This window comes from Rhizobium sp. NZLR8 (genome assembly GCF_019685025.1).
Taxonomy (GTDB): Bacteria; Pseudomonadota; Alphaproteobacteria; order Rhizobiales; family Rhizobiaceae; genus Rhizobium.
The window spans coordinates 537,782-556,297 of record NZ_JABDVY010000003.1 but is presented as its reverse complement, the minus strand read 5'-3'; the positions used below and the strand labels follow the sequence as shown (position 1 = coordinate 556,297).

At 60.7% G+C, this 18,516-nt stretch carries 17 protein-coding genes, 1 pseudogene and 1 riboswitch; of the genes and pseudogenes, 6 read left to right on the top strand and 12 right to left on the bottom strand.

Annotated elements, in window-relative coordinates; genetic code table 11:
• Positions 1 to 130 precede the first annotated feature (130 nt).
• Positions 131 to 343 carry a hypothetical protein gene (locus HJB89_RS33590; protein ID WP_311043797.1) on the top strand — a complete coding sequence of 71 codons (213 nt, stop codon included), beginning with the start codon at positions 131 to 133 and terminating at the stop codon, positions 341 to 343.
• A 305-nt stretch (positions 344 to 648) separates the two neighbouring features.
• On the opposite strand, the gene HJB89_RS10185 is transcribed toward HJB89_RS33590, so the two are convergent.
• The gene (locus HJB89_RS10185; RefSeq protein WP_209885433.1) at positions 649 to 1,197 is read right to left on the bottom strand and encodes a glutathione peroxidase; all 549 of its coding nucleotides are present in this window, start codon (positions 1,195 to 1,197) and stop codon (positions 649 to 651) included.
• A gap of 192 nt (positions 1,198 to 1,389) precedes the next feature.
• Positions 1,390 to 1,749 carry a hypothetical protein gene (locus HJB89_RS10180; RefSeq protein WP_221115193.1) on the bottom strand — a complete coding sequence of 120 codons (360 nt, stop codon included), beginning with the start codon at positions 1,747 to 1,749 and terminating at the stop codon, positions 1,390 to 1,392.
• Between the two features lie 162 nt (positions 1,750 to 1,911).
• On the opposite strand from HJB89_RS10180, the gene HJB89_RS10175 reads away from it, so the two are divergent.
• Positions 1,912 to 2,517 carry a class I SAM-dependent methyltransferase gene (locus tag HJB89_RS10175; RefSeq protein WP_221115194.1) on the top strand — a complete coding sequence of 202 codons (606 nt, stop codon included), beginning with the start codon at positions 1,912 to 1,914 and terminating at the stop codon, positions 2,515 to 2,517.
• A gap of 1 nt (position 2,518) precedes the next feature.
• On the opposite strand, the gene HJB89_RS10170 is transcribed toward HJB89_RS10175, so the two are convergent.
• On the bottom strand, positions 2,519 to 2,941 hold the full coding sequence (locus tag HJB89_RS10170) for a cupin domain-containing protein (protein WP_207584289.1): 423 nt from the start codon (positions 2,939 to 2,941) through the stop codon (positions 2,519 to 2,521).
• 228 nt (positions 2,942 to 3,169) lie between these two features.
• Here HJB89_RS10170 and HJB89_RS10165 point away from each other — a divergent pair, with 228 nt between their 5' ends.
• On the top strand, positions 3,170 to 4,156 hold the full coding sequence (locus HJB89_RS10165) for an aldo/keto reductase (protein WP_221149682.1): 987 nt from the start codon (positions 3,170 to 3,172) through the stop codon (positions 4,154 to 4,156).
• Between the two features lie 210 nt (positions 4,157 to 4,366).
• Here HJB89_RS10165 and HJB89_RS10160 read toward each other — a convergent pair whose 3' ends face one another.
• From HJB89_RS10160 to clpP, 5 genes are all read right to left on the bottom strand, one after another.
• Positions 4,367 to 5,266 carry a DMT family transporter gene (locus HJB89_RS10160; protein ID WP_221131534.1) on the bottom strand — a complete coding sequence of 300 codons (900 nt, stop codon included), beginning with the start codon at positions 5,264 to 5,266 and terminating at the stop codon, positions 4,367 to 4,369.
• A gap of 91 nt (positions 5,267 to 5,357) precedes the next feature.
• Positions 5,358 to 5,512: riboswitch (FMN riboswitch) on the bottom strand.
• A 137-nt stretch (positions 5,513 to 5,649) separates the two neighbouring features.
• Positions 5,650 to 5,925 (bottom strand): DNA-binding protein HupB, encoded by a 276-nt coding sequence (hupB, locus tag HJB89_RS10155; RefSeq protein ID WP_003573937.1) that lies wholly within the window; start codon positions 5,923 to 5,925, stop codon positions 5,650 to 5,652.
• A 205-nt stretch (positions 5,926 to 6,130) separates the two neighbouring features.
• Positions 6,131 to 8,548: an endopeptidase La gene (gene lon, locus HJB89_RS10150; protein WP_221115196.1), complete on the bottom strand. Its 2,418-nt coding sequence runs from the start codon at positions 8,546 to 8,548 to the stop codon at positions 6,131 to 6,133.
• A gap of 404 nt (positions 8,549 to 8,952) precedes the next feature.
• The gene (gene clpX, locus HJB89_RS10145) at positions 8,953 to 10,230 is read right to left on the bottom strand and encodes an ATP-dependent Clp protease ATP-binding subunit ClpX (protein WP_007626206.1); all 1,278 of its coding nucleotides are present in this window, start codon (positions 10,228 to 10,230) and stop codon (positions 8,953 to 8,955) included.
• A 302-nt stretch (positions 10,231 to 10,532) separates the two neighbouring features.
• Positions 10,533 to 11,162 (bottom strand): ATP-dependent Clp endopeptidase proteolytic subunit ClpP, encoded by a 630-nt coding sequence (gene clpP, locus HJB89_RS10140; RefSeq protein ID WP_007626207.1) that lies wholly within the window; start codon positions 11,160 to 11,162, stop codon positions 10,533 to 10,535.
• Positions 11,163 to 11,385: 223 nt separating this feature from the next.
• Here clpP and HJB89_RS10135 point away from each other — a divergent pair, with 223 nt between their 5' ends.
• The 3 genes from HJB89_RS10135 (at position 11,386) to HJB89_RS10125 (ending at position 14,214) form a co-directional block, all read left to right on the top strand.
• On the top strand, positions 11,386 to 11,541 hold the full coding sequence (locus tag HJB89_RS10135) for a hypothetical protein (RefSeq protein ID WP_207583778.1): 156 nt from the start codon (positions 11,386 to 11,388) through the stop codon (positions 11,539 to 11,541).
• Positions 11,542 to 11,566: 25 nt separating this feature from the next.
• Positions 11,567 to 12,820: a GGDEF domain-containing protein gene (locus HJB89_RS10130; RefSeq protein ID WP_207583777.1), complete on the top strand. Its 1,254-nt coding sequence runs from the start codon at positions 11,567 to 11,569 to the stop codon at positions 12,818 to 12,820.
• Between the two features lie 149 nt (positions 12,821 to 12,969).
• On the top strand, positions 12,970 to 14,214 hold the full coding sequence (locus HJB89_RS10125; protein WP_207583776.1) for a cytochrome P450: 1,245 nt from the start codon (positions 12,970 to 12,972) through the stop codon (positions 14,212 to 14,214).
• Between the two features lie 16 nt (positions 14,215 to 14,230).
• Here HJB89_RS10125 and HJB89_RS10120 read toward each other — a convergent pair.
• The 4 genes and pseudogenes from HJB89_RS10120 to HJB89_RS10105 all read right to left on the bottom strand — a co-directional run.
• Positions 14,231 to 14,407, bottom strand: a pseudogene (locus HJB89_RS10120) (phosphate ABC transporter ATP-binding protein); the annotation flags it as partial.
• Positions 14,408 to 14,432: 25 nt separating this feature from the next.
• A complete protein-coding gene (locus tag HJB89_RS10115) occupies positions 14,433 to 16,562 on the bottom strand; it encodes a bifunctional diguanylate cyclase/phosphodiesterase (protein WP_221139887.1) in 2,130 nt (709 codons plus the stop codon).
• Between the two features lie 234 nt (positions 16,563 to 16,796).
• Positions 16,797 to 17,141, bottom strand: coding sequence for a cupin domain-containing protein (locus HJB89_RS10110; protein WP_207584288.1), 345 nt, complete (start codon positions 17,139 to 17,141; stop codon positions 16,797 to 16,799).
• Positions 17,142 to 17,147: 6 nt separating this feature from the next.
• Positions 17,148 to 18,443: an O-acetylhomoserine aminocarboxypropyltransferase gene (locus HJB89_RS10105; RefSeq protein WP_207583774.1), complete on the bottom strand. Its 1,296-nt coding sequence runs from the start codon at positions 18,441 to 18,443 to the stop codon at positions 17,148 to 17,150.
• Between the last annotated feature and the right edge of the window lie 73 nt (positions 18,444 to 18,516).

Sequence of the window (18,516 nt, the reverse complement as noted above, 5' to 3'; positions counted from 1 at the left end):
CAAAACGGACTACTCCCGGCCGCTGCAGCCACCTCCTATTGGGCGAATGGATGGGGGCCGGCAAAAGTGGGAGAATTCGTCGCCCGGAAAATCTCCGCGCTTGAAGGCTTACGACGCCTAGAGGTGTGCCATGAGGACTCTCTGCTCCGCATTGACGTTGTGCATCGCAATCGCCCTTAGCACGCCAAGCGCCAGATACGTCAGCCTGCCCGGATACGCATTCAAGACGAATCCGGCATGCGAGCGCCACGAACCGAAGACGCGATTCGACAGAAGGTGCGACTGGCCGAGAGTGGGCTTCAAGGACTTTACGCCCCCGCTTGTGACCGTGCTTGGGATCTGAAGATCCTGCTCAGCCTCTTTGCGAATCATCGCGGTCCAGACGCGCTTGGTAGCCCGAGGGGATCCATGCTCTTTGACTGCGACAGAGTCTCTGATCGTGGTCGAACGCCTTTGCTCTGAACTCCCCACCAGACTCTATATAGCACTTCGGAATCCCGAAATTGGTTGCGGGATTGAAATCATTGCATGTTTTTTTCTGTCGGCACCTCGCGAAGCGCCGCGGATTTCGGAATCCCGAAGCGGGGAATTTCGGGATTCCGAAGTGGCGTTCTAGAATCGTGACAGTCGAGGCTCATCGCCCACCATTCACCCCTTCGCCAGTTCTTTATCCACCGCCGAAACCAGCCGCGAATCATCCGCCGTCACATCCGGCGCGAAGCGGGCGGCGACTTTGCCGTCGCGGCCGATCAGGAATTTTTCGAAGTTCCAAAGAATGTCATCCTCGTCGCCACCTGACATGCCGTGGGATTTCAGCCGTTCACGCATCGGGCCCTCGCCTGTCGTCTTCACGCCAGACTTCGTCAGTTGCCGGTAGAGCGGATGCTGGGCTTCGCCCTTGACCGAGATCTTCGAGAAGATCGGGAAGGTGACGTCGTAGGTACTGGTGCAGAAATCGAGGATCTCGGCATCGGTGCCGGGCTCCTGACCCTTGAAGTCGTTGGCGGGGAAAGCGGCGATGACGAAGCCGCGTTCGCGCTTTTCGCCATAGAGCTTTTCGAGCCCCTCATATTGAACCGTCAGCCCGCATTTCGAGGCGACATTGACGACCAGGAGCACGCGACCCTTGTATTCGTTGAGCGCGGTTTCACGACCATCCACTGTTTTCACAGGAATATCCAACACGTTCGCCGTCACGGGAACCTCCAATTTTGTGGGAACATATTCGCCAAACTTAGCGATATCGCCGCCGTTGTCATCAGCGTCGGAATCAATTCCGCGTCAGCAGCGGTTCCGGGATAACGACATGCATCAAAACGAAGAGCTAAAGCGCCGCGTGAATCAGTTCCACGCGATGCGCTTTAGCGGCCTGTGCCGGGATGAGACCTCTCAGGCGGGGGATGTTTCCTTCACGTCGTCGAGCAGGAAGTGCACAATGATATAATCCGTCTTGAAATGGCGGCCGCTGTCCGACACGGATTCGACGCTGCCGCCGTCCTTCGGGTGCCAGGTGTGGTAATGCGGGTTGGTGGTGATCAGCGTGATGGCCTTGCCTTCTAGGGCTTCCTCACCAAGCCGGAAGCGCATCTCGGCAAACGGCCAGATCCGTTCGTAGTCCTCCATGCTGATGCGTGCCTTCAGCGCCTTGCGGTGCAGCGGTGCTTCGCCGGCCTCGGCCGGTGATTCTAACATCACCTCCTCGGCCCCGTTAACGATGGCGTTGAACTCTTCAGGCCACATGCGTCTCATGAAATCGCTCCTCCCGAGCTCTCGTCAGTCCACATGTGAAACTTAGCGATTTGTTCGAAAGAAGCAAATTCCCGTCATGTGGTTGTCATCGGCGTCGGCTGCTCCTACGTTCGCCGCAAACCACATCAGGGCCGTCAGACGCCCGTAATCCCGAGATCAGAGATGAAGACACGTGAAGACAGGCAGGCGCTCCGGGCGAGCACGCCGCGCACTCCGCTCAGCGCCCATCATATGGAAAACGCCCGTCTGCTGCCGGATCGTGGCGAGTTGCTCTACCGAATCCCGAACGGCGGCATCGGCGTCGAAGTGGGAGCGGCCTTCGGCGAATATACGGCGGAGATCCTGGAAAAGAATCGCCCGGCGCAGCTCTACCTCGTCGATCCCTGGTCGATGGATCGCTACAGCTCCGGCCTCGACGCAATCCACACGACGTTTTCTGCCGAGATCGAGGCCGGCAGGCTGCATCTGATGCAGGGCACATCGCTCGACAAGCTCGCCGAGTTCGAAGACGATTTCCTCGACTGGGCCTATATCGATACCGACCATTCCTTCGAGCTCACCTGGCAGGAACTGCTGCTTTGCGACAAGAAGGTGAAGCGGACGGGGCGGATTGCCGGGCATGATTTCTGCACCGGCAATACCGTCAAGCCGATCGTCTATGGCGTCGTCGAGGCGGTCACCAAATTCTGCAAGGATTACCGCTGGCAATTCGAGTTCCTGACGGTCGAATCACACGCGCATTTTTCCTATTGCCTGAAGCGGCTGTGATTTAGCTCATGCCGGAATATTGCGCGTCGGTGACCTGCTCCAACCAGTCGACATGCTTGCCGTCCAGCGCCTCGTGAATGGCGATGTGCGTCATCGCCGTGTCCGCGGCGGCACCGTGCCAATGTTTTTCGCCCGGCGAAAACCATACCGTGTCGCCGGCGCGGATCTCGCTTATCTCACCGCCCCAGCTCTGGACGAGGCCCCTGCCAGAGGTCACAATCAGCGTCTGGCCGAGCGGATGCGTATGCCAAGCGGTGCGGGCGCCGGGTTCGAAGGTGACCGAGGTTGCCCGCATCCGGGCCGGTTCGGGCGTCTCCATCAACGGATCCTGGCGAACGGCGCCGGTGAAATAATCGGCCGGCGGCTTCATCGAAGGGCGAGAGCCGACAGGTTTGATCTCCATGATCTTTCCTTTTCCATTCATTGCGGTTGAAGCCTTGTCGCGGAACGATATTTCATCGAGGCAACCAATCAAGGCCGGATTGACAATTGCCGCATAGTTGTCCGCCTGATAGGCCGATATCTTTCATCCCTTGAAGCGCGTCGCATTGAACTTGTTTCATGCGACGCGCCTCAGGTCTTTGTTTTTATGCGTGTCGTTATTCCGGAACCGCTGCGCACTTCCGGGCGACAGGTATCAGGAGGATTTTTCATGAAACACCATGCTTTCGGCCGCACGCCCTTCACCGTCACCAATGTCGGCTTCGGCGCCTGGCAGATCGGCGGCTCCTGGGGCGATATCAGCGAGGTGGATGGACGCGCGGCGCTTAACGCCGCACTCGATGCCGGCATGACCTTCATCGATACGGCTGACGTCTATGGCGACGGCCGCTCGGAAAAAATCATCGCCGACGTGCTGAAGGCGCGCGGCGGCCAGCGCCCGATGGTCGCCACCAAGGCCGGCCGCCGGCTCAACCCGCATTTCGCCGAAGGTTATACCAAAGCGAACCTCGAAGGCTTCATCGACCGCAGCCGTGAGAATCTTGCCGTCGACAGCCTCGACCTCCTGCAGCTGCACTGCCCGCCGCGCGAGGTGTTTTACCAGCCGGAGGTCTTCGAGAACTTGAACGCGCTGCAGACGGCCGGCAAGATCAAGGGTTACGGCGTCAGCGTCGAAAAGGTCGAAGACGGGCTGAAGGCGATCGAATATCCTGGCGTCGTCAGCATCCAGATCATCTACAATATCTTCCGCCAGCGTCCCGACCACCTGTTCTTCCAGGAAGCGCGCCGCAGGAACGTGGCGATCATTGCCCGCGTGCCGCTGGCCAGCGGCCTTCTCTCCGGCAAGATCACCCGGGACACCCACTTTGCCAGCGACGACCATCGCAATTTCAACCGCAACGGCGAAGCCTTCGATGTCGGCGAGACTTTTGCCGGCGTGCCCTTCGAGGTCGGCCTGCAAGCGGTGGAAGAGGTGCGCAAGCTGGTGCCTCAGGGCGCCACCATGGCGGCCTTTGCGCTGCGCTGGATCCTGATGGCTGAAGCCGTCACCGTCGTCATCCCCGGCGCCCGCAATGCCGAACAGGCCAAAACCAATGCGGCCGCAGCCGATCTGGCGCCCCTTACGGCCGGTGTCATGGCGGCAACACGCGAGATCTACACGCGGCTGATCGCGCCGCATGTGCATCAGCGCTGGTAGGGTTGGAGCGTCGCTATTTTGTCAGGGCTGCGGCAAGTCGAGTCAGGCCCTCATCCGGCTGCCGCCACCGGCCGGGGTCGAGCCACGGGTTTCGGCCCGTCCCTCGTAAACGAGACGAAGGGGATGTGCCGCAACCACTCGGTTCCCTGCCCACATCTAGCATGGCACCTCCCCTTTTCCCCGTTTTCCGGGGGAGAAGGTTAGGGTACCTCAGGCGGGTTTCCGCTCTTTGCGCATCTCGTTTCGCATGATGAAGAGTGAGGCGGAAAGGATGAGCACTGCGCCTAGCCAGAGGTAGCCGGCCGGCGCATAACCGAAGAACAGCCAGCCGGCCAGCACATTCAGCGGCAGCTTCAGATCGTCGAAAGGTTGAATGTAGGCGGCATCCGCTGCGGCATAGGCAAGCGTCAGGAAATACTGCGCTGCGGCGGTCAGCAGCCCCGCCAGCAGGAACAAGGCAAGTGTTGCACCCGTCGGCACTGCAAAGCCTGCCGCAAGCGCCAGCCCTCCGTTTATCGGCGTCAGCAGAACGAGCAGCCAGACGGTGATCGTCTCCGGTCGTTCGATGCCCGTCAGGCTCTTGGTGATCAGCGACGAGGCGCCCCAGAGCAGTGCCGAAAGCACCGGCAAGAGTGCTGCCCAGCCAAAGCCGTCCGACCATGGCTGCAGGATGATCATCGCGCCGGTGAAACCGGCTGCGGTCGCCGCCCAGCGGGCCGGACCGACGCGCTCACCCAGGAAGAGCCGGGCGCCGAGAATGATGAAGAACGGCGAGGTCATCACCAGCGCGATCGCCTGCCAGATCGGCACCGCGGCAAGGCCGGCGACCCAGGCCTCGACCCCGAGCGCGGCAAGCACGACGCGCGCCAGGTGACGCCAGGGATAGTGCGTGCGCATCGCCGCCAGGCCGAGCCTGCGCAGGAACGGCAGCGAAAACAGGAAGGCGAAGCCATATTGCCAGAAGGCTGCCGAGGCCGAGGGAAAGGCAAGCTTCATCGTCAGCCATTGGGTGACGACGTTGAGAAGCGAAAAGGCGATGCCGGCAAGGACCATCCAGAGTGCACCGACAATGGCGCGGGACGGCTCGACCGCAAGAGAATTCTGACTCATGTCTTTCATCCAAAACCAGGGACCAACATAAATCAGGACGCATGAGCCACGAACAGGCGACGCAGGACACCCCGCCCTTCGCACGGCCGACACTCATTCTCTTCCATCCGGACTTTAACCGTCGGCTCCGGATTCGCACCGGATCTGCTGACCCTCCCCCAGCATTGGCGCGGAAGGCGGCGCTCGCGGGCTCAGGCCGAAACCCATACCGCCGGCGGGGAGTTTCACCCCGCCCTGAGAACAGAAATGTCGTAGATCAAAGCCCGCATGGCGGCAAGCCACGAAAGCAAGGGCCCAGCAAAGCAAAAGGGGTCCGGCAAAGCCGAACCCCTTTCCAAATCCTGCACAGCCGGTCTCGTTTACGGCTGGCGGATAATCTCAGATCAGCCGTTGACGGCGTCCTTCAGGCCCTTGCCGGGCGTGAACTTCGGCACGTTGCGAGCCGGAATGTCTACCTCAGCGCCCGTCGACGGGTTGCGGCCCTTCGATGCGGCACGATGAGAAACGGTGAAGCTGCCGAACCCTGCAAGGCGGATGTCGCCCTTGTTCTTGAGTTCACCCTGGACAACGTCGAAAACCGCGTCAACAGCGGAAGCCGCGTCAGACTTCGTCAGTCCTGCCTTTTCGGCGACTGCGGACACGAGTTCATTCTTGTTCATGTTTCCACCCCTTTCTAAATGGTACGAAACGACTCAATATAAGCTAGGCGCCGAATAGGTATCATCAGGCCCGCCGGGAACCCAAAAGCCCTGCAAATCAAGGAAAAGCAAGCGTCTACATGACGTTTTCACAAAAAAGGCTGGCGTTTTCGCCAGCCTTTTTCCGAGTTTTCAGCCAATGGGGCATAAATGTGGCCGAGGCCACTCAATGCGCTATGGTTGCGCCCGTCTCGTCGAGGCCTTCGACCGATGCGATGACCGGCGTTTCCACCGTGCCGTCCCATTCGATCGGCTCCGGCCGCCGGATCAGCGCATGCTTGATCACCTCGCCCATGCGGGATACCGGGATGATCTCCATGCTGTTCTTCACGTTATCCGGAATCTCCGCCAGATCCTTGGCGTTCTCCTCCGGAATCAGCACCTTCTTGATGCCGCCGCGAAGGGCTGCGAGCAGCTTTTCCTTGAGACCGCCGATCGGCAGAATACGACCGCGAAGGGTGATCTCACCGGTCATGGCCACGTGCCTGTTCACCGGGATACCGGTCATGATCGAGACGATCGCGGTCGCCATGGCGACGCCGGCCGAGGGGCCATCCTTCGGCGTCGCGCCTTCCGGCACGTGCACGTGGATGTCGCTCTTGTCGAAGCGCGGTGGCTCGATGCCGAAATCGACAGCGCGCGAGCGGACATAGGAGGCCGCCGCCGAGATCGATTCCTTCATGACTTCCTTCAGATTGCCGGTGACCGTCATGCGGCCCTTGCCCGGCATCATCACGCCTTCGATGGTCAGCAACTCGCCGCCGACCTCCGTCCAGGCAAGACCTGTGACAACGCCGACCTGATCCTCGCCCTCGGCTTCGCCGTGGCGGAAGCGCGGGACGCCCAGATAGTCGGAGATGTTGGCAGCCGTCACATGCACGGACTTCGTCTTGCCCTTGATGATCTCGGTGACCGCCTTGCGGGCAAGCTTCATCAGTTCGCGCTCGAAGTTGCGGACGCCGGCTTCACGGGTGTAGTGCTGGCTGATGGACATCAGGGCGTCGTCGTTGACCGAGAATTCTTCCGGCTGCAACGCATGTTCCTTGATGGCCTTCGGCAGCAGATGCCGCTTGGCGATCTCGCGCTTTTCATCTTCGGTGTAGCCGGCGATACGGATGATCTCCATGCGGTCCATCAGCGGCGCCGGGATGTTCAGCGTATTCGCCGTCGTAATGAACATCACATCCGACAGGTCGTATTCGACCTCAAGATAATGGTCCATGAAGGTCGAGTTCTGTGCCGGATCGAGTACCTCGAGCAGGGCCGAAGACGGATCGCCGCGATAGTCCTGGCCGAGCTTGTCGATCTCGTCGAGCAGGAAGAGCGGGTTGGACTTCTTCGCCTTCTTCATCGACTGGATGACCTTGCCGGGCATCGAGCCGATATAGGTGCGGCGGTGACCGCGGATTTCGGCTTCGTCGCGAACGCCGCCAAGCGCCATGCGGACATACTCACGGCCGGTCGCCTTGGCGATCGACTGGGCGAGCGAGGTCTTGCCGACACCCGGAGGGCCAACGAGGCAGAGAATCGGGCCCTTGATCTTGGTGGCGCGAGCCTGCACGGCCAGATATTCGACAATGCGCTCCTTGACCTTGTCGAGACCGAAGTGATCGGCTTCGAGGATCTTCTCGGCATTGTTGAGATCGGCCTTGATCTTCGACTTCTTGCCCCACGGAATGCCGAGCAGCCAGTCCAGATAATTGCGCACGACGGTGGCTTCGGCCGACATCGGGCTCATCTGGCGCAGCTTCTTCAGCTCCGCATCGGCCTTTTCACGGGCCTCCTTGGACAGCTTGGTCTTGGAGATACGCTCTTCCAGCTCGCTCATCTCGTCGCGGCCTTCCTCGCCGTCGCCGAGTTCCTTCTGGATCGCCTTCATCTGTTCGTTCAGGTAGTATTCGCGCTGGGTCTTCTCCATCTGGCGCTTGACACGCGAACGGATGCGCTTTTCGACCTGCAGGACCGAAATCTCGCCTTCCATGAAGCCGAGGGCCTTTTCGAGGCGAGCCTTGACGCTGGTGGTTTCCAGCATCTCCTGCTTCTCGGTGATCTTGATCGACAGATGCGAGGCGACCGTATCGGCGAGCTTGGAATAGTCGTCGATCTGGCTGGCGGCGCCGACCACTTCGGGCGAAATCTTCTTGTTGAGCTTCACATAGCTCTCGAATTCGGAGACGACCGAACGCGACAAGGCTTCCAGTTCGACCGGATCGTCGTGCGGCTCCTCGAGCACATGGCCGAGCGCCTCATAGAAATCCTCGCGGCTGGTATATGTGTCGATCTCCGCGCGGGCGCGGCCTTCGACCAGAACCTTGACGGTGCCGTCGGGCAGCTTCAACAGCTGCAACACGTTCGCCACGGTGCCGACCTTGTGGATCGCGGAGGGATCCGGATCGTCGTCGCTGGCGTTGATCTGCGTCACAAGCATGATCTGCTTATCGGAACCCATGACCTCTTCGAGCGCACGGATCGACTTTTCCCGTCCGACGAACAGCGGCACGATCATATGCGGGAAAACCACGATGTCGCGCAGGGGCAGAACAGGGTAGGCAGTACTGCTCGCTACAGACGTTTTCTTCGTCATTTTAAGTCCTTTCCATCGTCCCGTTACCGGGCTCTCTGCGCGGCCGCTTGGGACCGGCCGGCACTCTCACTTGGCTCTACAAGTGGAGGTTCTGACTACGCTTTTCAAGCCACGCTAACGCCCGCGTTCCCCGGATGTGACAGCTTCATTACAACGGAACGCCAACACTATGAAGCGCGTGGCTGGACCGGCGCTTACCACTTCCGACCCGGCTAAAATACAAACGCCAGCAATAGGCTTACGGAATCACGGCATCATTGCCAAGCACTCTCCCTTGCGCAACATCGGCAAAGGCAATTCCGGTTCCCACCGGCAAAATACTAACAGTGCCTCGGATGGTTTTTCAAATAGAAAGGGGCCCGCCGATGGCAAGCCCCCAAAATAATCGTGCGAAAGCGCAAAGGTTACGCCGAAGCGTTGGCCTTTTCTTCCTGACGATCGGCATAGATGTATAGCGGACGGGCCGAACCGCGAACCACTTCCTCGGAGATGACGACCTCGCGCACGCCTTCGAGCGTCGGCAGTTCGAACATCGTGTCGAGCAGGATCTTCTCCATGATCGAGCGAAGGCCGCGGGCGCCGGTCTTGCGGACGATCGCCTTGCGGGCTGTTTCGCGCAGAGCATCCTCGTGGAAGGTCAGTTCCACGTCTTCCATCTCGAACAGGCGCTGATATTGCTTGATCAGCGCGTTCTTCGGCTCGGACAGGATCTGGATCAGCGCATCTTCATCGAGGTCTTCGAGGGTCGCCAGAACCGGCAAACGCCCGATGAACTCGGGGATGAGGCCGAACTTGACCAAGTCTTCCGGCTCCAGTTCGCGCAGGACTTCGCCGACGCGGCGATCGTCCTGGGCCTTGACGGTAGCGCCGAAGCCAATCGAGGTCTTCTCGCCGCGGGCGGAGATGATCTTATCGAGGCCGGCGAAGGCGCCGCCGCAGATGAACAGGATGTTGGTCGTGTCGACCTGCAGGAATTCCTGCTGCGGGTGCTTGCGGCCGCCCTGCGGCGGAACGGAAGCGACCGTGCCTTCCATGATCTTCAGCAGCGCCTGCTGCACGCCCTCACCCGAGACGTCGCGTGTGATCGACGGGTTGTCGGACTTGCGCGAAATTTTGTCGACTTCGTCGATGTAGACGATGCCCCGCTGCGCACGCTCGACATTGTAGTCGGCCGATTGCAGCAGCTTCAGGATGATGTTTTCGACATCCTCACCGACATAGCCGGCCTCGGTCAGCGTCGTCGCATCGGCCATGGTGAAGGGAACGTCGATGATGCGGGCGAGCGTCTGGGCAAGATAGGTCTTGCCGCAGCCGGTCGGGCCGACGAGCATGATGTTCGATTTCGCCAGCTCGACTTCGCCGTTCTTCGAGGCGTGCGCCAGGCGCTTGTAATGGTTGTGAACGGCGACCGACAGGATTTTCTTCGCCTGCCGCTGGCCGATGACATATTCGTCGAGGACCTTGATGATGTCCTGGGGCGTCGGAACGCCGTCGCGGGACTTGACCATCGAGGACTTGTTCTCCTCGCGGATGATGTCCATGCACAATTCGACGCATTCATCGCAGATGAAGACGGTCGGTCCGGCAATCAGTTTCCGGACTTCGTGCTGGCTCTTTCCGCAGAACGAACAATAGAGTGTGTTCTTGGAGTCGCCGCCGTTGCTGCCGCTGACCTTGCTCATTTCACTTTCCTTCCAGCACGCCGCATTTCAAGGCGAAATCGCGGTCCACTCTATCAGCTCCTGGCGGCACTCCGTTTCCGGAGCCTTTGCCGAGAAGGGCTTCAGGGGCTACGAACCAGGCCCAACAAATCATGTCCGGGTCCCGGCGGCAACGAATCCCCTTCGAATGCCGAATGCTATGTCATAAAAATTCAACATAGCATTAATAGTTACTATTAGCGTCTTCGTCGCCTGTTGAAAGCCCTTGTTCAATCACAAATGGGATAGAACTGTGGCGACGAAAACACCATCCCTATTAATTACTAGGCCTGTTCGCCTTCCATTTCGATGCGCGAGGTCAGAACCTTGTCGATCACGCCCCAAGTCTGGGCCTCGTCGGCATCCATGAAATGGTCACGATCGAGCGTCTTTTCAACTTCCTCGTAGGTGCGGCCGGTGTGCTTGACATAGACCTCGTTCAGGCGGCGCTTCATCTTGAGGATGTCGCGGGCGTGGCGCTCGATGTCCGAAGCCTGTCCCTGGAAGCCGCCCGAGGGCTGATGCACCATGATGCGGGAATTCGGCGTGGCGAAGCGCATATCTTTGTGGCCGGCAGCCAGCAGCAGCGAGCCCATGGATGCGGCCTGGCCGATGCAGAGCGTCGAAACCGCGGGCTTGATGAACTGCATCGTGTCGTAGATCGCCATGCCGGCGGTGACGACGCCGCCGGGCGAATTGATGTAGAGGGCGATTTCCTTCTTCGGGTTTTCGGCCTCGAGGAAGAGAAGCTGGGCGCAGACGAGCGTCGCCATATGGTCTTCGACGGCACCCGTCAGGAAGATGATGCGTTCCTTCAACAGGCGGGAATAGATGTCGTAGGAGCGTTCACCGCGGTTGGTCTGTTCCACGACCATCGGCACGAGGGCCATTGCGGTATCGACTGGGTTTCTCATGTGCGTCCTTTGTCAACGTCTCGCCGGCCGGCGCCGGGAATCAAAGAAAATGTCTATCCCTACATAGAGTGTCACTGCCCTCCTCTTCAAGACACGCATGAGGATAACGTTAAGATGGCGGGGCAAGGCGGCTTTAGCTGGTAGCCTCTTTCCCCCAAACGCCTGTTAACGGCGAGGCCCTGGCATCATCGCCCCCGGCTTTTCTCCACGACAGGATGAAGGAATGCTTACTTCATTCGAGAGCGCTTATAAGCGTTTACCCGACAGAAAGCCTACCGGCAGATATCAGCGCAAAAGCGTGCTGCGGCGCAACAGCATTAAGGAAGTGGCGAGCTTCATCGGCAAGGATAAAGGCCAACAAATAGCGGCCGACAGATAAGGCCGACGGGCAAGGGGTTGCTGCCGTGTTCAATATTGCTACAGGTCTCGCCATCTGGTGTTCGGAGGCGATGACGCTCGCTTTGGTGCTGTTCGTCGCCTGGCGCCACAATGTCAGAAACGAGGCCTACCTCTATTGGGGCATCGGCTTTCTGCTGACCGGCATCGGCTTTGCGATGATCGCGCTGCGCGGCCAAGTGCCCAGCCTGTTGTCCATAGAGATCGGCAATGCCATTGCGCTGCTCGGCCAGAGCGCCTGGGTGGCGGGTTTTCTGGCGCTGGACCGCAAACGGATCGAATGGTGGGCGCTGCTGCCGCCGGCGATCTGGCTCGCCGGGGTCTTTCTGCCCTGGGTCAACAGCGACTATTCAAACCGGGTGGTGCTCTATAATCTCGCTTCGGCGACGGGTGCGACGGCGCTTGCCCTTGCGGTCGCCGCCGGCGACATGCGCCGCGAGCGTACCCGCGTCAAGCTGATGGGTGTGTTCGTCATCCAGGGCTGCCTGTGCTTCGGCTCGGCGGTGACGATGGCGCTAACGCTGCCGAGCGATGTCGAGGCGACCAATCTCGGCGGCGCCTCCGCCATGGCAAGCGCCTTCCTGCTGACCATCGCCTTCGCGTTCACCTGCCGGCTGATCATGGAGCGCTCCGAACGGCACCTGCGCGCCCTCACCCTGACCGATTCGCTGACGGGCGTGCTCAACCGCCGCGGCCTGCTCGGTTATTTCAACGCCATCCAGGAAAAAGCTCATGACGACCAGCGCCAGGTCGCAGTGATACTCTTCGATCTCGACCATTTCAAGCGCGTCAACGACCGTTTCGGCCACCAGTCCGGCGATGCCGTGCTGACCGAATTCGCGCGAATGGCCCGCCAGTATATTCCGAACCACATCTTCGGCCGTATGGGCGGCGAAGAATTCGCAGCCTTCGCCGCGGTCACCGACCAGACCGAGGCCGAAGCGATCGCCGAAGCGATCCGCACCGAATTCTGCCGTCTTCCCGTCAGCACCGGCGAAGCAATCGTTCCCGTCACCGTCAGCATCGGCATCGCGCTTGCTTCCTCGGTCGAAGCCAATATCGACAAGCTGATCTCGGCCGCCGACCGGGCGCTCTACGCGGCAAAGGGCGCAGGCCGCAACTGCACCGTCACCTTCGGAGAAGCCGAGGCAGCAGCGCCGGCGCCGGCCGCGCCGAGCAACACCGCCGGCGAACTCGTGCCGACGGTCGACGACCAGATCGAGGCCCTGCGGCGCATGGGCACGCTGTCGCGGGCCGGCTAGCGGTAACGGTGAAAACCGGAATCAATCCTCGGGGTTAGACTTAGATTTTAAAGTGATTGACGCGCCCGGCCGGGCGCGCATCGCTTCCGGGCGGCTCGCCCTCACCCCGCACCTTTCCGAGGCCGAGCAAATCCGCTAAGCCTTCGGGCATGATGATACCGCCCTTTCTCTCGATCGATCCGGCCCGCCGCCATGTGTCGCTGGACGCCCGCAACCCGGCCTTCTACAGCAATCCGAATGCCGTCTATGCCGCACTTCATGCGCATTGTCCGACGTTCTACTGGAGCGAGCAGAAGCAGTGGTTCTTCACCGGCTACGACCATGTGAACGGTTTGCTGCGCGATCGCCGCTTCGGCCGGCAGATCCTGCATATCGCCAGCCGCGAGGAGCTCGGGCTTGCCGAGCCGATGCCGCATCTTGCCAGTTTCGATCTCTCGGAACGCTATTCCCTGCTCGAACTCGAACCGCCGGAGCACACACGGCTGCGCACGCTGGTCAACCGCGCCTTCGTCTCCCGCCATGTCGAGAAGATGAAACCAGAGCTTACCGAGTTGGCCAACCGGCTGATCGACGGCTTCGCGGAAAAGGGTGAGGTCGAGCTGCTCTCTGCCTTTGCCGACATCATACCGGTGACGATGATCGCCCGGATGATCGGCATTCCCGAGGAAATGGGGCCGCAGCTGCTTGCCTGGTCGCACGCCTACGTCCGCATGTACATGTTCGGCCGCACGCGCGAGCAAGAAGACGAGGCCGAACGGGCGGCGAAGGAATTTTCCGACTATGTCCGGACGGTGATCGCAGAGCGCCGCGCCGAGCCACGCGACGACCTGCTCACCCACATGATCCATACCGAGCACAAGGGTCAGTATCTGACCGAGGAGGAGCTGGTCTCGACGACGATCGTGCTGCTCAATGCCGGGCACGAGGCGACTGTGCACCAGATCGGCAATTCGGTGCGCATCATCCTCGAGAGCGGCTCAGATCCGGCGGAAATCTTCCGCGACGAGGCGACGACCGAGCGCACCGTCGAGGAAACCCTGCGCACCTGCGCGCCGGTCCACATCTTCCAGCGCTGGGCCCTGGAGCCTGCGGAAATCGACGGCGTCTCCTTCCAGCGCGGCGACAAGGTCAGCCTCATCCTCGCCGCCGCCAATCTCGACCCGGCGAAGTTCACCGATCCGCTGGCCTTCCGGCCCGACCGCAACGAGGCGGCGAACCTCTCCTTCGGCGCCGGCATCCATTTCTGCATCGGCGCGCCGCTGGCGCGGCTGGAGCTCAACGTCGTGCTCCCGATCCTGTTCGCAAGGCTTGCCGGTCTCAAGCTGGCGAAGACGCCTGAAGTCAAGGACGTCTACCATTTCCACGGGCTGGACCGGCTGGATTTGTGGTGGTGATCCATAGCCTCGCAGATCAGCCGTAACGGCCGGTGATGTAGTCTTCGGTGCGCTTGACCTTCGGCGACTGGAAAATCTCAGCGGTCGGGCCGTATTCGATCAGCTCGCCAAGATACATGAAGGCGGTATTGTCGGAGATGCGGCTTGCCTGCTGCATGTTGTGGGTGACGATGACGATGGTGAACTCGCCCTCAGGCGGGCGACCCATCGATCGCGCGTCATGCGGCCGAGTCTTCCTGCAGCCTGCCGGATATGTCGTGCGCCGACATAGGTCTTCCCATCAGATAGCCTTGAAGCTGATCGCAGCCAGCCTCTCGCAAGATCGCCGCCTGGCGGCTGTTCTCGATACCTTCGGCGGTCACGGGAATCTTCAGAGCGGTCGCCAGCGAAATGGTCGCCCGAAGGACATCGGCGCCGTTGGCGCCTTCATCGAGAGCGGACACAAGCGAGCGATCGATCTTCATGCGATCGAACCCGAACTGCCGCAATGCGCCGATGCTGGCGTAGCCGCAGCCAAAGTCATCCAGCGCGAACTTTATCCCGACGCGCTTCAGCTGGTCTATCGACCGCCGGGCCTGATCCGGATTTGTCATCAGAACGCCTTCGGTGATCTCCAAGGTCAGGCGCTTCGGATCGAAATCGAGCTCGCGCAGGACCGAGATTACCTCCGCGGCAAATTCGGGATTGCAGAGTTGGATTGGCGAGACGTTCACCGACAGTGCCAGATCGGGCCAGCTCTTGGCATGCTCGATTGATGTCCTCAGCATGTGAACGCCAAGCGCATCGATGAGGCCGCACCTCTCGGCGAGAGGGATGAAAATCTCCGGGCTGATGTTTCCGGTTGACGTTCGCCAGCGCGCCAGCGCTTCAAGACCAGTGACAGCGCCTGTTGTGGCGGAAACGAGAGGCTGGAAAACGGCCTCGATCGCACCAGTGCTGATGGCGTGCTTCAACAGACCTTCCAGTTCGGCGACCCGTTGGCGTTCCTCGTCCAGTTCGGGGTCGTATTCGATCGCCTGGCCTCTGCCACTTGCCTTGGCGCGATAGAGGGCCATGTCCGCTCTGCGGAGAAGCTCCAGAGGCTCGATGCCTCCGTCGCGCGCGGCAGCTCCGATGCTTGCTCCAACTTCGATCGTTCGTCCGCCGATTTTGAAGGGCTCGGCAAACAGCGCGAGAATGGTCTTTTCCATATCTTCGCACGTGGCAGATCCAACATGCACCAGCGCAAATTCGTCGCCCCCCAGCCTAGCCGCGGCGACGACCTCGGGGTGGCAGGCCATCAGCGCGTTCGAAACCAGTCGGATCAAATCATCGCCGACCGCATGCCCCCAGGCATCGTTGACCGCCTTGAAGCCATCGAGATCGACCAGATAGAGCCGGGGTGGCGAAGAGCCCGAATTGTCCAACTCTTCCAGCAGGCTGAGAAGTCCATGTCTGTTCAACAGGCCGCTCAGGCTGTCATGGCCGGCTTCGAAAAGCGCTGCCTCCGCCAGCTGGCGCAGGCGCCGTGCCTCGGACGTCCCGACCATCAGAACGCCGATCAGGAACAGCGCAAGAATGGCGACGGCGGCAGCGACATAGGGCGTTACCCGATGAAACACAGTGCTTCCAGGCGCTTTGCTCGGCCATACGAGGTAGCCGATGACGGCCCCTTTCATGTCGGTGATCGGCGTATTCAGAAATTCCGGCCTGGGCTTCGTTTCAAGGTGCAAGCCTTCGAGTTCATGTTCGTTCGAGAGCGCGTCGAGAACCTCGGGGGTAAATTCCTTGTAAAAGCTCAGCGTGCTGAGCTTCGGAAGCTCTCCGGAGGCTTCGAAGGGCTGGATCGCCTGCGATGCGAGCAGGGCGATACCGCTTTCGGTCTTGATGAAGTTGACCATCGGCGCCCGCTCGGGATCGGCGGCTGCGTTGATCTGCCGATAAAAGCCTTCGCCGAAAAAGGCGCTCGGCTCGAAGGGCTTGCCCTTGGCATATGCGGAGACGATCGACGACCGGTCAGGGCCGATTACGATCGCGCCGTCATAGAGCGCGTAATCCTCGCTGGTCTTTCCCCAATTTTCATAGGCCCAGTCGGCGGCGGCAGGAGAGGAGGCCGCACTATAGGCATCGTCCCATATGGCATTGTCCGTCGTCGTCCCGCTCAGACGAGCCACAAAGGCTCCGATCGCCGCGCGGGCGGCGCGCGTGGCCCGCGCATCGTCGATCTCATTCGCCGACCGGGTCATCTTGACGACGACATGTGCCATCAGGCCGGTCAGGATGAGGGCGACGACAAGGAAACAGACCGTTGTCGCAATGATGGAAGAGGTCTGGGTGCGAACGTGCCTACCTGCAAGATTCGACGACATGCATATTCCGGAAAGATTAATTGCAAGGCCATGTCTGTGGGGACGGCAGGAGACATCATGTCCGCTATGCGCTGCAGATAAGATATAGCATTTTGACGATGTAGACCCGATTAACGGGATTGGTTAAAAGCGTTCTATCCGGCAAAGAAGCGCAGCCATCCGCAGAAAGACGGGCCGTCATCGCCGCAAATCGGGACAGGCCCGCCATCGTCAGCGCCGGTTTGCTGGCGCTGCTTAAACCTTGATCACATAATCCTTGCGAGTCGTTTCAACGACTTCCCACGTTCCCTTGAAGCCGGGTCGCAAGATCATCCGGTCGCCCGTCTTCAGATGAACCGGCTCACCGCCCTCCTCCGTGACGATCGAATAGCCGGACAGCAGGCTGAAATATTCCCATTCCTCATAAACGATCCGCCACTTGCCCGGCGTCGCCTCCCAGATGCCGGAATAGAGCCCGCCTTCGGCCTCCTCCAGGTTCCAGGTGCGGAAATGCGGATCGCCTGAGATGATCCGACCGGGCTCCGGGGCGCCGAACTCGGGTTCGACGCCGTCAATGCCGAGGGTGATGAAATTTGCCATGGCCACTCAGATCTTCGAGAGCGCCTGTTCGAGGTCGGCGATGATGTCCTTGACGTCCTCGATGCCGACGGAAAGGCGTACCACGTCGGCGCCGGCGCCGGCGGCGGTCTTCTGTTCCTCGGTCAACTGCCGATGTGTCGTCGAGGCCGGGTGGATGACGAGCGAGCGGGTGTCGCCGATATTGGCGAGGTGGGAGAAGAGCTCCAGCCCCTCGACCAGCGTCTTGCCCGCCTCATAGCCACCCGTAACGCCGCCTTCGACGCCGAAAGTGAAGACGGAGCCTGCGCCCTTTGGGGAATAGCGCTGCTGCAGGGCATGGTTCGGATCGTCGTCGAGGCCGGCATAATTCACCCAGGCGATCTTGCTGTGCGCCTTCAGCCATTTGGCGACGGCGATCGCATTGTCGCTGTGGCGTTGCATCCGGAGCGGCAGTGTCTCGATGCCGGTCAGGATCAGGAAAGCGTTGAAGGGCGAGATCGCCGGGCCGAGATCGCGCAGGCCGAGCACGCGGGCAGCGATCGCAAAGGCGAAATTGCCGAAGGTTGCGTGCAGGACCATGCCGTTATATTCCGGCCGCGGGCTCGACAGCATCGGGTAATTGCCGGATTTCGACCAGTCGAAGGTGCCTCCATCGACGATGAGGCCGCCCATGGAATTGCCGTGGCCGCCGAGAAACTTCGTCAGCGAATGCACGACGATATCGGCGCCGTGCTCGATCGGGCGGATGAAATAGGGTGTCGCCATCGTATTGTCGACGATCAGCGGCAGGCCGTTGCGATGCGCGACATCGGCAATGGCGGCGATATCGACGAAGGTGCCGCCGGGATTGGCCAGGCTTTCGATGAAGATGCCGCGCGTCTTGTCGTCGATCTGGCTTTCGAAGCTCGCGGGATCGGCGGGATCGGCCCAGCGCACCTGCCAGCCGAAATTCTCGAAGGCATGGCCGAACTGATTGATGGAGCCGCCGTAGAGCCTGTTGGCCGCGATGAAATTCTCGCCTGGGCGCATGATGGTGTGGAAGACGATCATTTGCGCGGCATGGCCGGAGGCGACGGCAAGCGCCGCCGTGCCGCCCTCGAGCGCTGCGACGCGCTCCTCGAGCACGGCCTGCGTCGGGTTCATGATGCGGGTGTAGATGTTGCCAAAGGCCTGCAGGCCGAAGAGAGCCGCGGCATGATCGGAATCATTGAAGACGAAGGCGGTGGTCTGGTAGATCGGCGTGACACGCGCGCCGGTCGCCGGGTCGGGCTGGGCGCCGGCATGGATCGCCAACGTATTGAATCCCGGATCGTTCTTGGCCATGTCGTCCTCCAGTTGTTGCTGACGGGCGGGATCATAGCCTGTCGTCTACGAAAGTTAATCGCGATCCGTTTCA